Source organism: Pseudomonas sp. YA1, from assembly GCF_058680555.1.
Window position 1 is genome coordinate 23388 of the sequence record NZ_JBZWBG010000021.1, and the last position, 13648, is coordinate 37035.

Genomic DNA, 13648 nt, shown 5'->3' on the forward strand with positions numbered 1-13648 from the left:
CGTCGTCAGAACGGTGCGTCGCCCTGGATGGTGGTGCGGTAGAGCTTGCGCCGCAGGTGGGCCGGGCAACCGCCGGCGAGATGGATCAGCGAGCGGTTGTCCCAGAACACCAGGTCATGCGCCTGCCAGCGATGCCGGTAGATGTGCTCGGGGCGCACGCTGTGCGCATACAGCTCGGTGAGCAGTTGGGCGCTCTCGTCGGCCGGCAGGCCGAGGATGCGGGTGGTGAAACCTTCGCTGACGAACAGCGCCTTGCGCCCGCTTTCCGGGTGGGTGCGCACGATCGGATGGACCACTTCGCGCACCTCGGCGAGCTGGGCGGCGCTCAGGGTCGGCCGCCAGTTACCCTCGAAGCGCGGTTCGCTGTAGCGGGCGGTATAGGAATGCGCCGCCGTGCGTCCCTCGATCGCCTTGCGCAAGGCCTCCGGCAGGCTGTCCCAGGCCTTGTGCATGTCGGCGAACAGAGTATCGCCGCCCTCCTCCGGCAGCTCCTGGGCATGCAGCATCGAGCCGAGGCTCGGCAGCTCCTTATAGGAAAGGTCGGAGTGCCAGAACTTGCCGGCATCGCCGAGACCGACGGGCTGGCCGTTCTCGACGATGTTGGAAACGATGAGGATCTCCGGATGCCCTGGGAGCAGGAACTGCTTCAGCACATGGATCTGCAACTCACCGAAGCGCCGGCTGAAGGCGATCTGCTGCGCCGGGGTGATGCGCTGCTCGCGGAACACCAGCACATGGTGGTCCAGGTGCGCCCGATGGATACGGCGGAAGTCCTCGGCGGCCAGGGGCAACCCGAGGTCGAGGCCGAGCACCTCGGCGCCGAACGCAGCGTCGAGGGCACGGATCTGCAAGGGAACGTCGGCGCGCGCTGGCGCCGGAAGGGAAACGGACATCGCTGACTCCCACGCAAGCCCGGACACGCCGGGCACGAGATACCGCGCGAGGCGGCATGGATTCGGTGCGGCGCGCCGATTGGTCGGCAGGTACGCGAGAGCCTTTAATTTATTGGAATAAGAAAATTAATTTAAATACCTTTAAAGAATATAAATATGCTGCTCGGTACGGTTCGGTGTTCCTTGTAAGCACAAAAGTGAATTAATAAATAAAAACTTAGTATTTATGGCTCTAAGCGGCGAAGGGATAGTCTGGCTGCCATCGAACCCGCCGCCCGAGGAATGCCTCATGGACCGCACCGACAACGTCATCGATTTCTCCCGCTACCGCTCGCGCCGCCAGGCACGCCGCCTGGGCGAAATGATGTGGGCGGTGTACGCCTGGCGGGCCGGCTACGCCGTGCCGCAACCGCCAGCCAGGCACGACGAGCGCAGCCGCCGGGCCTGACCGATGAACCTGCCCGCCAGCGATGGCGTCGCCCACCTGGAACTGGCCGCCGGCGTGCATACCGAACCCGATGATCTGATTGGCCAGCGCGTCGCCCACAACCTGCTGCGCCTGCGCGGCAAGCGCAATCTCTCGCTGGACGCTCTGGCGCGGATTTCCGGCGTCAGCCGGGCGATGCTGGCGCAGATCGAGTCCGGGCGCAGCGTGCCGTCGATCAAGGTGCTGTGCAAGATCGCCCAGGGCCTCAAGGTGTCGGTGGCAGCCTTCCTCGACGATCGCGCCTTCGCCGGTGTCGCCGTGCTGCCGGCGCAACAGAGCAAGCGCCTGGTCAGCGCCGACGGCGCCTTCACCAGCCGCGCGCTGTTCCCCTTCGATGTGGCGCGCCAGGTGGAGTTCTACGAACTGCGCCTGCGCGGCCTCGGCCAGGAAGACGCCGAAGCCCACGCCCCCGGCACCCAGGAGAACCTGGTGGTGGCGCAGGGGGTACTGGAAGTGCGGGTCAACGAAGAGCGCTTCCTGCTCGCCACCGGCGACTCGATCCTGTTCTACGCCGACCAACCGCACAGCTACCGCAACCCCGCCGATAGCGAAGCGCTGGCGTACCTGGTGATGACCTACCCGGAGCGCCTGGACTGACCCCGGCCTTGCTGCCATGGACGAAGAAAGGCCCGCCCGGTCATCCCGGGCGGGCCTTTTCCATCCGGCGACGGATCAGCAGGTGCAGCACATCATCGGCATGCCGTTGCAACTCATCATCATCGGCATGCCGCACTCCATCATCTTCGCCATCAGCATGCAGCAGTTCTTGAACATCTCCATGTCCATGCCCTGCATCGGCATCATCCTGCAATGCAGGGCGTCGCCCTGCATGGAGCACTCCATCATGCACTTCATCGGAGCCATGCCCATCATCGGCATGCCCATCCCCATGCCCATCGTCGGCATCATCGCCATGCAGGCCTGGGACATGCCCATCATCGCCAGGTTGCCGCACTGCATCATCATGGGCATGCCGCAGTTCATCATCATCGCCATCATCTCGGCGCTGTTGCGGAACTGGCCCATGTCCATGCCCATCGCCGGCATCATCTTGCACAGCATGCCGTCGTCCATCGTTTCGCACTGCATGCTCGCCATCATCATCGGCATGCCCATCATGGGCATCATCGGCATGGCGGCATTCATGTTCATCGGCATCTGCATGGCATTCATCATGGCGGTAACTCCTGTAGGCGAAGCGGGGGTAAGTGCGACTGGGGCCGATTCTAGGCAGCGCCGGCGCACCGGCAAGATGCCGGTGCAACAGCCGCGCCGGGCGCTGCATGGCGGCTACCGGCGAGGCAGCGAAGGCGTTCGGCGCAATGACAGCGGATTCCGCTGCATGACGGAGGAGCGCATCGTCGCGGCAGGTATTTCGACGCGATGGATATTCGAATCGGGCCTATCCAAATAACCCAAGTGAATAAACGTTCTAAGACCCGTCGCGTTTTTTGCCTTGCCCGGCGCCGCCCCTCTATTCCGCCGCTTTCCGGCGTTCGGACGATGCCCTGGGGAAACCGCGCGGGCCGACGCGGAACGCGTGCGCGGCATTGCCCCAGGCCAGCGCCGCGGCCAGCCCGATCAGCGGCAGCAGGGTCCAGGGCAGCATCTCGCTGCCCCAGCGCTGCAACACCATGCCGCCCAACGCTCCGCCGCCGGCGATGGCAAGGTTCCAGGCCACCACGATCATCGACTGGGCCAGGTCGGCGCCCTCCCCGGCGGCGTCCGCCGAAGCGGTCTGCAGCAGCGTCGCCGCGCCACCGAACGTCAGCCCCCAGAGGGCCAGGCCGGCGAACGCCAGCCAGCTCCAGCGAGCGCCCAGGCACAGCGCCAGCGCCGCCACGGCGAACAGCGCCAGGCTGGCCAGGACCATCCGCCGCAGGTGCCGGTCGACCAGCGCGCCGACCAGCCAGATTCCCGCCACCGCGGCGCTGCCGAATACCAGCAGGGCCAGGTCCACCGAGGCGCCCAGGCCGACCTTGGCGAGGAACGGCGCGATATAGGTGTAGAGGATGTTGTGCGCCAGCACCCAGGCGACGATCACCAGCAATACCGGACGCACGCCCGGCGTGCGCAGCACCCCGAGCAGGCGCAGGCGCCGCCCGGCCGGCTGGCCAGGGAAGTCCGGCACGCTGTGCAGCACCCAGCCGACCAGCAACAGCGCGATCAGCGACAACAGGCCGAAGGCCCAGCGCCAGCCGAGCAGGCCGCCCAGCCAGGTGCCCAGCGGAACGCCGAGCGACAACGCCAGCGGCGCACCGAGCATGGCCACCGCCAGCGCCCGCCCTTGCTGCTCCGGCGGCACCAGGCGCCGCGCGTAGCCGGCCAGCAGGCCCCAGGCGAGGCCGGCGGCGACGCCGCTGCCGAAGCGCGCCAGCAGGGTCAGGCGGTAATCCGAGGAAACGGCGGTGAAGCTGTTGCAGACGAAGAAGATCAGCAGCGCCAGCAGCAGCACCCGGCGCCGCCGCCAGCCCTGGGTCAGGCTCGCCGCCGGCAACGCGGCCAGTAGCGAACCCAGGGCATAGACGCTGACCAGCTGCCCGGCCAGCGCCTCGCTGACCGCCAGCCCCGCGCCGATTTGCGGCAGCAGGCCGGCCGGCAGGGTTTCGCTGAGAATGGCGACGAAGCCGGACATCGCCATCGCCAGCAACGCGCTCAGCGGCAGCCGCGGCGCCACGGCCGACGCAGCGGCCCCGGCGTTCTCCGGAAATGCTTCGCGGCGTCCCATCAGCGCAGCTCCGCGGAACGGTAGACGGCGTCGCGCAGGTCGTTGACGAAGCGTCCCGACATGCCCTCGAACAGGGTGTTGGTGAGCGCCACCACCGACAGTTCGCGGGCCCGGTCGACGAACCAGGAATGCCCGTAGGCGCCTCCCCAGCGCCAGGTGCCGGGAGACTCCGGCGATTGCGCGATGGCCGGGTCACGCAGCACGGAGAAGCCCAGGCCGAAGCCGAAACCGGGATTGGCCGGCAGTTCCAGGCCGGGTACCTGGTCGCGGCCCATTTCCTCCACCAGGCCAGGCGTCAGCAACGGCGCGCCGCCCTGGCGAAGGACCTCCAGAAGGCGCAGCACGTCGCCGGCGCTGCCGATCATCCCCGCCCCGCCAGACGCATAGGCAGACGGCTCGAAGGCCCGACGCGGCTCGAAGCGAATGCCGACGCAGTCCTCGAACGGCGTGACGGTCTCCCGCTCGGCCATCCGCCGCGGGCGTGGCCGGTCGCTGACGTAGACCGCCGCCAGGCGTTGCGCGTCGGCGCAGAGGAAGCCGCTGTCGCGCATGCCGGCCGGAATCCCGACCCGCTGCCGCAGCGCTTCCGCCAGCGGCCGCCCGTCGACCCGCGCCACCAGCGCGCCGAGCACGTCGGTGGCCAGCGAATAGCCCCAGGCGCGGCCGGGTTCGTAGAGCAAGGGCACGGAGGCCAGGCGACGGAGATTCTCGGCCAGGTCGAAACCCGGCAGGTCCATGCCGTCGGAAATCCCGGCGCGGGCATAGGGGCCGTCTGCATCGGCTTCGAGGAAGCGATAACCGAGGCCGGCGCTGTGGCTCAGCAACTGCCGCAGCGTGATGCGCGCCTCGCGGCCGTCGGCCAGGCGCGGACGGAACGCCGGCAACCAGTCGGCGATCGGCTCGTCGAGGGCCAGCCGGCCCTCGTCCACCAGGCTCAGGGCGGCGACGCTGACGATCGGCTTGCTCACCGAGGCCAGGCGGAACAGGCTGTCCTCGCCCATTGTCCGGCCGGCCTCGCGGTCGGCCAGGCCGGCAGCCCGTCGATAGAGCCACTGCCCCCGGTGCGCCACCAGTACCACCGCTCCCACCAGGCGCTGGTCGGCGAATGCCGCCTCGATCGCCTGATCGACATGTTCCGCCAGGCTGCGCCCTGGCCCTCGTTCGAAACCTGACATGCAGGACTCTCCGCGGACGATGAAGGATGCGGACAGGCTAAGAGCGCTGCAAAAGCGGAAAAAGACGGATAGAGTTCCGCTCTATCCGGACCTTCATGTCCGTAATCGGAGCCTTGCATGGACAGCCTCAGCGGTTTCACCGTCTTCGTCCGCGTCGCCGAGACCCGCAGCATCGTCGGCGCCGCCCGGACCCTCGGCGTCAGCGCCTCGGCGGTGGGCAAGCGGGTCGCCCGCCTGGAAGAGAAGCTCGGCGTGCGCCTGTTCCACCGCAGCACCCGCAGCATCACCCTGACCGCCGAAGGCAGCCTGTTCCTCGAGCGCAGCCGGCGCATCCTGGCCGAGATCGAAGCCACCGAGCTGGAGCTGTCGCAAAGCCGCGAGACCCCGCGCGGGCGCCTGCGGGTCAGCCTGCCGCTGGTCAGCGGGCTGGTCCTGCCGGCGCTCGCCGATTTCATGCAGGCCTATCCGGACATCGAGCTAGACCTCGACTTCAGCGATCGCGTGGTGGATGTCGTCGACGAAGGCTTCGACGTGGTCCTGCGCACCGGCCAGCCGGTGGATTCGCGGCTGTCCATGCGCGAACTGGGCGAGTTCCAGTTGAAGCTGGTCGGCTCGCCGACCTACTTCGCCCGCCACGGCACGCCACGCTGCCCGGAAGACCTGCTGCGGCACACCTGCCTGCACTACCGCTTCTCCAACACCGGCCGCCTCGAGGAATGGCCGCTGCGCCGCGCGGACGGCGAAGCCCCGCCGCAGATTCCGGTGTCGATGGTCTGCAACAACATCGAGACCCGCGTCTGCTTCGCCCTGCGCGACCAGGGCATCGCCTGCCTGCCGGACTTCTCGATCCGCGAGGCGCTGCGCGAAGGGCGCCTGGTCAGCGTCCTCGACACCTTCTGCGAGCGCCGCGCGCGATTCTTCCTGCTCTGGCCGTCCGGCCGCCAGGTCTCGCCCAAGCTGCGCGCCTTCATCGACTTCGTCGCGCCACGGGTGATCGCCACGCTGGGCTGAAGCGCGCCTGGCAGGGCCGGTCAAGCCGGCGGCAGACAGGAACAAGACCGCGGCGGCCACGGAGCGTCTAATAGGTACATCCACCCCTTGCCAGGCCGCATCCATGATCAACATCGAGACGCCGACCTACTACACGGCGACCAAGAAGTACGAGCTGTCCTTCCCCTCCCTGGAAACCGACCTGGACGCCGACGTGGTGGTGATCGGCGGCGGCTTCTCCGGGATCAACACCGCGCTTGAGCTGGCCGAGCACGGCATCACCGACATCGTCGTGCTGGAGGCCCGCCACCTCGGCTTCGGCGGTACCGGGCGCAACGGCGGGCAGATCATGGCCGGCATCGGCCACGACCTGGAGAAGATCCGCAAGGACGTCGGCGAGGACGGCCTGCGGGCGATCTTCGAGATCAGCGACCTCGGCGCCGACATCATCAAGGGCCGCATCGAGAAGTACGCCATCGACGCCGACTTCTGCCACGGCTACGGCTACATGGGCTTCAACGCACGCCAGGCGAAGACCCTGCAGGCCTGGGAAAAGGAATTCCGGTCGCTCGGCTCGCCCCATGAGATCCGTTACCTGCACGGTGCCGAGGTGCGCCAGATCATCGGCTCGGACGCCTACGGCAGCGCCCTGCTGCACATGGGCGGCGGCCATGTGCACTCGCTCAACCTGCTGCTCGGCGAAGCCAAGGCGCTGGCCGGCCTCGGCGCACGGATATTCGAATACAGCCCGGCGCTGGAGGTGCAATACGGCGAGCGCATCCGCGTGCGCACGGCCAAGGGCTCGGTCACCGCGAACAAGCTGCTCTGGGCCTGCGACAGCTTCCTCAACCGGCTCGAGCCCGAGCTGCACCGCACCACCATCAATACCTACGCGTTCCAGATGATGACCGAGCCGCTGCCGGACGAACTGATCCAGCGGATCAGCCCGATCCGCGGCGCCTACAGCGACATCCGCCCGGTCATCGACTACTACCGGGTGACCAACGAGAACCGCCTGCTGTTCGGCGCCGCCACGCCCTTCGTCGAACGCATTCCCGGCGACCTCAAGGCCTGGAACCGCAAGCTGATGCTGAAGATCTTCCCCTACCTGGAGCACGTCCGCATCGACCTCGCCTGGGGTGGGCCGATGGCTTGCAGCGCCAACCTGTTCCCGCAGATCGGCAGCCTCTCGGGGCGGCCCAACGCGTTCTTCGTCCAGGGTTATTCCGGGTTCGGCGTGACCCCCAGCCACATCGTCTGCAAGGTCCTCGCCGAAGGCATGAGCGAAGGCTCGGCGCGCTACGACCTGCTCAGCTCGGTGCGCCGCATCCCGATCCACGGCAAGGACCACTTCCGCCCGCTGCTGCTCAGCGCGGGCAAGACCTGGCACCAGCTCTCCGGCTACTGGAACGGCCGGCGCTGAAACCTACCGATCACTCTACAAGGAGCATTCCCATGGCCATTACCGTTATCCGCCACGGCATTACCCTCGACGAACTGGACGCCTGGGGCAGCGTCGCCGACCTCGGCTCGGAGATCCTCGAAGGCGAGGTGAAAGCCTTCGGCAAGATGACCGCCGGAGCCCCCACCGACCCGGTCAGCGCCGCCTACTTCGGCACCACCGCCGGCAAGTTTCGCATGACCTATCCGTTCAGCGAACAGGCCACGGTGGTCAGCGGCGAGGTCCGCCTCACCGACGAGTCCACCGGCCAGAGCACGCTCTACAAGGCCGGCGACAGCTGGTTCGTCAGCAAGGGCACCCCGGTGCTCTGGGAGGTTGCCGACGGCGGCTTCGTCAAGCATTACTACGCGGTGGCTTGAGACACCGAAGAGACGGCGAGCCGTTACGAAAGGCGTGCGCCTGCGGCGCTGCCCAGCCCTCGACATGTCCCGTAGGGCGAATAACCGCTCGCGGTTATCCGCCGTGAAACCCGGCGTAACCGCGGATAGCGCCTGCGGCGCTATTCGCCCTACCCGGCAAGCCGTTCCGCCCGGCGGCGCTGCCCAGCCCTCGACATGTCCCTGAACGGCCGCACCGTCGGGCCGCGGGTTCAGGTGCTCTCCCGCGCCATCAGCTCGAACCCCATGTCCAGCGCGCTATCGCGCACCTCCTTGCCGGCGATCAGCGCCAGCAACTGCTCCGCCGCGCGCCGGCCGATGGCTTCGCGCGGGGTGCGGATGCTGCTCAGGCGCGGGACCGTGCAGTCCGAACCCGGCAGGTCGTTGAAACCGAGCACGGCGATCTGCTCCGGCACCTTGACCCCACGGCGCAGGGCCTCCAGCAGCGCGCCCTGGGCCAGGTCGTCGTTGCAGAAGAACACCCCGTCGACCTGCGGCTGGCTGGCCAGCAACTGCACGAAGAGTTCGCCGCCGAGGGCCACCGAGGACGGCCGCGGCGTAAGGATTTCCAGCCCCGGGTCGTAGCAGCCGGCTTTTTGCAAGGCGCGGCGGAACCCCTCGCCGCGCAGCAGGGTGCGCTGGTCGAGCTGGGCGCCGATGTAGGCCAGGCGCCTGCGGCCGCGTGCCAGCAGGTGCTCGGCGGCGGCCTCGCCGGCGCGCAACTGGGAGAAGCCGACGCAATTGAGCCCGGCGCCGGAGTCCAGGTCCATCATGTACACGCAGGGAATGCCGCTGGCCTCGATCATCCGCCGGGCACTCTCGGTGCGCTCGAAGCCGGTCAGCAGCAGGCCGCGCGGCTGGTAGGCCAGGTAGTTGCGGATCAGGTCCTCTTCCTCGTTGCGCGAGTAGTGGAAGTTGCCGATCAGCACCTCCAGGCCCTGCGGCCGCAGTACCGCGTGGATCGCCTCGAGGGTCTCGATGAACAGCAGGTTGGCCAGCGACGGCACCAGCACCGCCACGCTGTGGCTTTGCGCCGAGGCCAGCGCGCGCGCCGCGGGGTTGGCCACGTAGCCGAGTTCGCGGGCGGCGTCGCGGACCTTCTGCGCCAGTTCTTCGGCGACGCTGGCGACGCCGCGCAACGCGCGCGACGCGGTGATCGGGCTGACCCCGGCGCGGCGCGCGACTTCGTTGAGGGTGGGACGTCCGGTGGTTCGCGTGTTCTTGTCGTTCTTGGTGATGCTCATCGTGGCCTGCTTGCCAAACAAAATTCCAGGCACTAAGGTAGCGCTGTCTCGCGACCTGGGCAATCGCCTGAGGCGGCCTGTCCGCCACTGCCCGCGCGGGATTCGACAGACCACAACGACAAGAAGGCGGAGCCAGGCTCGCGCGATTTTTTCCAGGTCGCAAAGACAGCGCTGTCTCACGCTTGAGGTGTTCCATGCATCCACCCCTCCAAGCCCTGGTCATCATGGGTGTCGCCGGTTGCGGCAAGTCCAGCGTCAGCCAGGCCCTCTGCCAGCGCAGCGGCGCCCACGGCATCGAAGGCGACAGCTTCCATCCCGCCGCCAACATCCGCAAGATGAGCGCCGGCATCCCCCTCACTGACGACGACCGCGCCGGCTGGCTGGACACCCTCGCCGAGCAGCTGCGCCAGGCGGTGGCCGCCGGCAAGCTGCCGGTACTGACCTGCTCCGCCCTCAAGCGCGCCTACCGCGACCGGTTGCGCCGCGCGGTGCCCGGCCTCGGCATCGTCTACCTGGAACTGACCCCGGCGGTCGCCGCCGAGCGCGTCGCCCAGCGCCCCGGCCACTTCATGCCGGCGACCCTGATCGACAGCCAGTTCGCCGCCCTCGAGCCGCCGCTCGACGAACCCCTGACCCTGCGCCTGGACGCCACCCTGCCGGTGGAATGCCTGGCGCAGGCCGCCCACGCCTGGTGGCTGGAGCACGCCGCCGCCTGAAGTCTTTCGCTTGTCCGACAAAGATAGCGCTACCCCGAAAAAGCGCTTCAATGAAACAGCAACTCCGGTAGAACAACGACAAAAGGAGAGCCCTCCATGTTCGGCATGTCACACGATGCCTACCTGCTCCTCGACGCCCTGGTGACCATCATCGGCCTGATCGTGCTGATCACTCGCTTCAAGGTGCATCCCTTCATCGCCCTGATCATCGCCGCCGGCTTCCTCGGCCTGACCTCGGGGATGCCGGTGGAGAAGATCGTCAAATCCTTCCAGGACGGCTTCGGCGGCGTGCTCGGCTTCGTCGGCGTGATCCTCGCCCTGGGCACCATGCTCGGCAAGCTGATGGCCGATTCCGGCGGCGCCGACCAGATCGCCCGCACCCTGATCCGCGCCTTCGGCAAGGAGCGGGTGCACTGGTCGATGATGCTCGCCGCATTCCTGGTGGGCATCCCGCTGTTCTTCGAGATCGGCTTCATCCTGCTGATCCCGCTGGTGTTCATCGTCGCCCGGCGCAGCGGCGTGTCCCTGATCAAGATCGGCATCCCGTTGCTCGCCGGCCTTTCCGCGGTGCACGGTCTGGTGCCGCCGCACCCCGGCCCGCTGCTGGCGATCGGCGTGTTCGGCGCCGACATAGGCAAGACCATCCTCTACGGCCTGATCGTCGCCCTGCCCACCGCCGCCATCGCCGGCCCGCTGTTCGGCGCGCTGGTCTCGCGCTACATCCCCGGCACGCCATCGGCGGAACTGGTCGAGCAGATCGCCCACGAGCCCGAGACCCAGGACCTGCCCAGCTTCGGCGTGACCCTGGCGACCGTGCTGCTGCCGGTGTTCCTGATGCTGCTGAAGACCTTCGCCGACGTCGCCTTCCCCGATGGCCACGCGTTCCGCGCCTGGATGGACATGATCGGCCATCCGATCAGCGCCCTGCTCCTGGCCCTGCTGGTGGCGCTCTATACCTTCGGCTACGCCCGTGGCTTCGACTCGAAGAAGATCCTCAGGCTGCTCGACCAGAGCCTGGCACCGACCGCCGCCATCGTGATGATCATCGGCGCCGGCGGCGGCTTCAAGCAGATGCTGGTGGCCAGCGGGGTCGGCGACGTCATCGGCCATCTCGCGGTGAACGCGCAGATCTCGCCGATCCTGCTGGCCTGGCTGGTGGCCGCGGTGATCCGCATCGCCACCGGCTCGGCCACCGTCGCCACCATCACCGGGGCCGGCATCGTGGTGCCGGTGATCGACCTGATTCCCGGCGTCAACCGCGAGTTGCTGGTGCTCGCCACCGGCGCCGGTTCGCTGATCCTCTCCCATGTCAACGACGCCGGGTTCTGGCTGGTCAAGCAGTACTTCAACATGAGCGTCAGCGAGACCTTCAAGACCTGGACCGCGATGGAGACCATCCTCTCCGTGGTCGGCCTGGTCTTCATCCTGTTGCTGTCGCTGGTGCTCTGAGCACCAGCCCGACCGGAGTCCAGCCATGACCGAACCGATGCAACGCCCCGACCACGAAGCCTCGCGCTGGCCGCGCGACTTCGATATCCGCCAGCGCTATGCCGAGCAGCAGGAACTGCTTGAGCCACCGCCGGCGCAGCCCCGCGAAGAGCCTACCGCCGACGCCTGAAGCCAGACGGTGCCGTGCCTTTGCTCCCGCCTCCCCGCGAAGCGGGAGCAAAGGCTGACTTCCGGCAAGGGCGCGACGGTTTTCCTGCTGAAACGATTTACCTTCGCCCCGGACCGCGCTACAACAGTCCCATGCCTTTCACCCACGTCATTCGAGGACCCGCCATGACCGCCCCGCTCCACCTCGATTCGCTGTTTCCCAGCCTCGACGCCATTCCCGAGCAGTACCGCCCCGACGCCCCCATCGAGCAGCGCGACTACCTGGTCGACGGCCAACTGCGACATTGGGACGGCCCGCTGGCGCCGGTACGCAGCCCGGTATTCCTCGCCGAGGCCGACGGCGAGCGCCAGGTGATCCTCGGCAGCACCCCGCTGCTCGACGCCGACGCCGCGCTCGCCGCCCTCGACGCCGCGGTGCGGGCCTACGACCACGGCCAGGGCCTGTGGCCGAACCTGCGGGTGGCCGAGCGCATCCAGCACGTCGAACGCTTCCTGGCGCGGATGCGCGAGCAACGCGAGGCGGTGGTCAAGCTGCTGATGTGGGAAATCGGCAAGAACCTCAAGGACTCCGAAAAAGAGTTCGACCGTACCTGCGACTACATCGTCGACACCATCGAAGCGCTGAAGGAACTCGACCGCCGCTCCAGCCGTTTCGAACTGGAACAGGGCACCCTCGGCCAGATCCGCCGGGTTCCGCTGGGCGTGGCGCTGTGCATGGGGCCGTACAACTACCCGCTGAACGAAACCTTTACCACCCTGATCCCGGCGCTGATCATGGGCAATACGGTGGTGTTCAAGCCGGCCAAGTTCGGCGTGCTGCTGATCCGCCCGTTGCTGGAAGCCTTCCGCGACAGCTTCCCGCCAGGAGTGATCAACGTCATCTACGGGCGCGGCCGGGAAACCGTGTCGGCGCTGATGGCCAGCGGCAAGGTCGACGTATTCGCCTTCATCGGCACCCATTCCGGCGCCAGCGACCTGAAGAAGCTGCACCCCCGCCCGCACCGCCTGCGCGCCGCCCTCGGCCTGGACGCGAAGAACCCGGGCATCGTCCTGCCGCAGGTCGACCTGGACAACGCGGTGAACGAGGCGGTCACCGGCGCGCTGTCCTTCAACGGCCAGCGCTGCACCGCGCTGAAGATCCTGTTCGTCCACGAAAGCGTGCTGCAACCGTTCCTCGACAAGTTCAGCGCGCGCCTGGCCAGCCTCAAGCCGGGCATGCCCTGGGAACCCGGAGTGGCGCTGACGCCGCTGCCGGAGCCGGGCAAGGTCGACTACCTCGAAGGCCTGCTGAACGACGCCCTGGCCAAGGGCGCGCGGGTGGTCAATGCGGGCGGCGGCGAGCATCGGCAGAGCTTCTTCTACCCCGCCCTGCTGAGTCCGGTGAGCCCGGACATGCGCCTCTACCACGAGGAGCAGTTCGGCCCGCTGGTGCCGGTGGTGCCCTATCGCGAACTGGACGAGGTGATCGACTACGTCCTGCGCTCCGACTACGGCCAGCAGTTGAGCCTGTTCGGCAACGACCCGGCGCAGATCGGCCGGCTGGTCGACGCCTTCGCCAACCAGGTCGGCAGGATCAACGTCAACGCCCAGTGCCAGCGCGGCCCGGACAGCTACCCGTTCAACGGCCGGAAGAACTCGGCGGAAGGCACCCTGTCGGTCCATGACGCGCTGCGGGTGTTCTCCATCCGCACCCTGGTGGCGACCCGCGACACCGAGGCGAACAAGACCCTGGTCAGCGAGATCATCCGCAACCGCGCGTCGAACTTCCTCACCACCGACTACATCTTCTGAAGCGCCTGCCCCTCTCCCGCCGGGAGAGGGGCCTGCCGCCTCCCGCCACTGTCCGCCAGGCAGCAGCCGCGCAACAGGCTGCCGCCCCGGCAACACCTCCTGCTCGCGCGAACCCGCGCAACCAGTGGCCTGCGCGGTTCGGCACAGGCTGTGCAACGGCCCGGACTC

15 protein-coding genes are annotated in these 13648 nt (G+C 67.9%); 10 read left to right on the forward strand and 5 right to left on the reverse strand.

The features are described 5' to 3' along the window. Positions 1–5: 5 nt before the first annotated feature. The gene (locus AC4OR5_RS25420) at positions 6–893 is read right to left on the reverse strand and encodes a TauD/TfdA dioxygenase family protein (RefSeq protein ID WP_058159991.1); all 888 of its coding nucleotides are present in this window, start codon (positions 891–893) and stop codon (positions 6–8) included. Positions 894–1182: 289 nt separating this feature from the next. On the opposite strand from AC4OR5_RS25420, the gene AC4OR5_RS25425 reads away from it, so the two are divergent. After that, the gene (locus AC4OR5_RS25425; RefSeq protein ID WP_023095598.1) at positions 1183–1341 is read left to right on the forward strand and encodes a hypothetical protein; all 159 of its coding nucleotides are present in this window, start codon (positions 1183–1185) and stop codon (positions 1339–1341) included. 54 nt (positions 1342–1395) lie between these two features. After that, complete coding sequence (locus tag AC4OR5_RS25430; protein ID WP_003122724.1) at positions 1396–1977, forward strand: helix-turn-helix domain-containing protein; 582 nt, start codon at positions 1396–1398, stop codon at positions 1975–1977. Between the two features lie 75 nt (positions 1978–2052). Here AC4OR5_RS25430 and AC4OR5_RS25435 read toward each other — a convergent pair whose 3' ends face one another. Further along, entirely contained in the window at positions 2053–2556 is a 504-nt protein-coding gene (locus AC4OR5_RS25435; RefSeq protein WP_003089400.1) for a hypothetical protein, read from the reverse strand. Between AC4OR5_RS25435 and AC4OR5_RS25440 the strand changes: the two genes are divergently transcribed. Continuing rightward, positions 2468–2794 (forward strand): hypothetical protein, encoded by a 327-nt coding sequence (locus AC4OR5_RS25440; protein WP_162291215.1) that lies wholly within the window; start codon positions 2468–2470, stop codon positions 2792–2794. The genes AC4OR5_RS25435 and AC4OR5_RS25440 overlap by 89 nt on opposite strands. A 60-nt stretch (positions 2795–2854) precedes the next feature. Here AC4OR5_RS25440 and AC4OR5_RS25445 read toward each other — a convergent pair whose 3' ends face one another. Together AC4OR5_RS25445 and AC4OR5_RS25450 are read right to left on the reverse strand one after the other, a co-directional pair. Further along, on the reverse strand, positions 2855–4108 hold the full coding sequence (locus AC4OR5_RS25445; protein ID WP_023095597.1) for an MFS transporter: 1254 nt from the start codon (positions 4106–4108) through the stop codon (positions 2855–2857). After that, positions 4108–5283, reverse strand: a complete 1176-nt coding sequence (locus tag AC4OR5_RS25450) for a serine hydrolase domain-containing protein (RefSeq protein WP_058159990.1) — start codon at positions 5281–5283, stop codon at positions 4108–4110. Before AC4OR5_RS25450 ends, AC4OR5_RS25445 begins: the two co-directional genes overlap by 1 nt. A gap of 117 nt (positions 5284–5400) precedes the next feature. Between AC4OR5_RS25450 and AC4OR5_RS25455 the strand changes: the two genes are divergently transcribed. The 3 genes from AC4OR5_RS25455 to AC4OR5_RS25465 all read left to right on the forward strand — a co-directional run bounded on the left by AC4OR5_RS25455 (position 5401) and on the right by AC4OR5_RS25465 (position 8094). Further along, positions 5401–6294: a LysR family transcriptional regulator gene (locus AC4OR5_RS25455; protein WP_003089404.1), complete on the forward strand. Its 894-nt coding sequence runs from the start codon at positions 5401–5403 to the stop codon at positions 6292–6294. Positions 6295–6397: 103 nt separating this feature from the next. After that, the gene (locus AC4OR5_RS25460) at positions 6398–7696 is read left to right on the forward strand and encodes an NAD(P)/FAD-dependent oxidoreductase (RefSeq protein ID WP_003089406.1); all 1299 of its coding nucleotides are present in this window, start codon (positions 6398–6400) and stop codon (positions 7694–7696) included. Positions 7697–7728: 32 nt separating this feature from the next. After that, positions 7729–8094, forward strand: coding sequence for a cupin domain-containing protein (locus AC4OR5_RS25465; protein WP_003089408.1), 366 nt, complete (start codon positions 7729–7731; stop codon positions 8092–8094). A gap of 230 nt (positions 8095–8324) precedes the next feature. Here AC4OR5_RS25465 and gntR read toward each other — a convergent pair whose 3' ends face one another. Further along, positions 8325–9356 (reverse strand): HTH-type transcriptional regulator GntR, encoded by a 1032-nt coding sequence (gene gntR / locus AC4OR5_RS25470; RefSeq protein ID WP_003111384.1) that lies wholly within the window; start codon positions 9354–9356, stop codon positions 8325–8327. Positions 9357–9550: 194 nt separating this feature from the next. On the opposite strand from gntR, the gene AC4OR5_RS25475 reads away from it, so the two are divergent. From AC4OR5_RS25475 to AC4OR5_RS25490, 4 genes are all read left to right on the forward strand, one after another. Next, positions 9551–10072, forward strand: coding sequence for a gluconokinase, GntK/IdnK-type (locus tag AC4OR5_RS25475; protein ID WP_003107130.1), 522 nt, complete (start codon positions 9551–9553; stop codon positions 10070–10072). 96 nt (positions 10073–10168) lie between these two features. After that, positions 10169–11521 carry a GntP family permease gene (locus AC4OR5_RS25480; protein WP_003107128.1) on the forward strand — a complete coding sequence of 451 codons (1353 nt, stop codon included), beginning with the start codon at positions 10169–10171 and terminating at the stop codon, positions 11519–11521. Between the two features lie 25 nt (positions 11522–11546). Continuing rightward, complete coding sequence (locus AC4OR5_RS25485) at positions 11547–11690, forward strand: hypothetical protein (RefSeq protein ID WP_003111383.1); 144 nt, start codon at positions 11547–11549, stop codon at positions 11688–11690. 164 nt (positions 11691–11854) lie between these two features. Then, the gene (locus AC4OR5_RS25490; RefSeq protein WP_003089420.1) at positions 11855–13480 is read left to right on the forward strand and encodes an NADP-dependent glyceraldehyde-3-phosphate dehydrogenase; all 1626 of its coding nucleotides are present in this window, start codon (positions 11855–11857) and stop codon (positions 13478–13480) included. The last annotated feature ends 168 nt before the right edge of the window (positions 13481–13648 follow it).

Coding starts and splice junctions, on each gene's coding strand:
- AC4OR5_RS25420 (WP_058159991.1), bottom strand. CDS start 893: ATGTCCGTTTCCCTTCCGGCGCCAGCGCGCGCCGACGTTCCCTTGCAG.
- AC4OR5_RS25425 (WP_023095598.1), top strand. CDS start 1,183: ATGGACCGCACCGACAACGTCATCGATTTCTCCCGCTACCGCTCGCGC.
- AC4OR5_RS25440 (WP_162291215.1), top strand. CDS start 2,468: ATGCTCGCCATCATCATCGGCATGCCCATCATGGGCATCATCGGCATG.
- AC4OR5_RS25435 (WP_003089400.1), bottom strand. CDS start 2,556: ATGATGAATGCCATGCAGATGCCGATGAACATGAATGCCGCCATGCCG.
- AC4OR5_RS25445 (WP_023095597.1), bottom strand. CDS start 4,108: ATGGGACGCCGCGAAGCATTTCCGGAGAACGCCGGGGCCGCTGCGTCG.
- AC4OR5_RS25450 (WP_058159990.1), bottom strand. CDS start 5,283: ATGTCAGGTTTCGAACGAGGGCCAGGGCGCAGCCTGGCGGAACATGTC.
- AC4OR5_RS25455 (WP_003089404.1), top strand. CDS start 5,401: ATGGACAGCCTCAGCGGTTTCACCGTCTTCGTCCGCGTCGCCGAGACC.
- AC4OR5_RS25460 (WP_003089406.1), top strand. CDS start 6,398: ATGATCAACATCGAGACGCCGACCTACTACACGGCGACCAAGAAGTAC.
- AC4OR5_RS25465 (WP_003089408.1), top strand. CDS start 7,729: ATGGCCATTACCGTTATCCGCCACGGCATTACCCTCGACGAACTGGAC.
- gntR (WP_003111384.1), bottom strand. CDS start 9,356: ATGAGCATCACCAAGAACGACAAGAACACGCGAACCACCGGACGTCCC.
- AC4OR5_RS25475 (WP_003107130.1), top strand. CDS start 9,551: ATGCATCCACCCCTCCAAGCCCTGGTCATCATGGGTGTCGCCGGTTGC.
- AC4OR5_RS25480 (WP_003107128.1), top strand. CDS start 10,169: ATGTTCGGCATGTCACACGATGCCTACCTGCTCCTCGACGCCCTGGTG.
- AC4OR5_RS25485 (WP_003111383.1), top strand. CDS start 11,547: ATGACCGAACCGATGCAACGCCCCGACCACGAAGCCTCGCGCTGGCCG.
- AC4OR5_RS25490 (WP_003089420.1), top strand. CDS start 11,855: ATGACCGCCCCGCTCCACCTCGATTCGCTGTTTCCCAGCCTCGACGCC.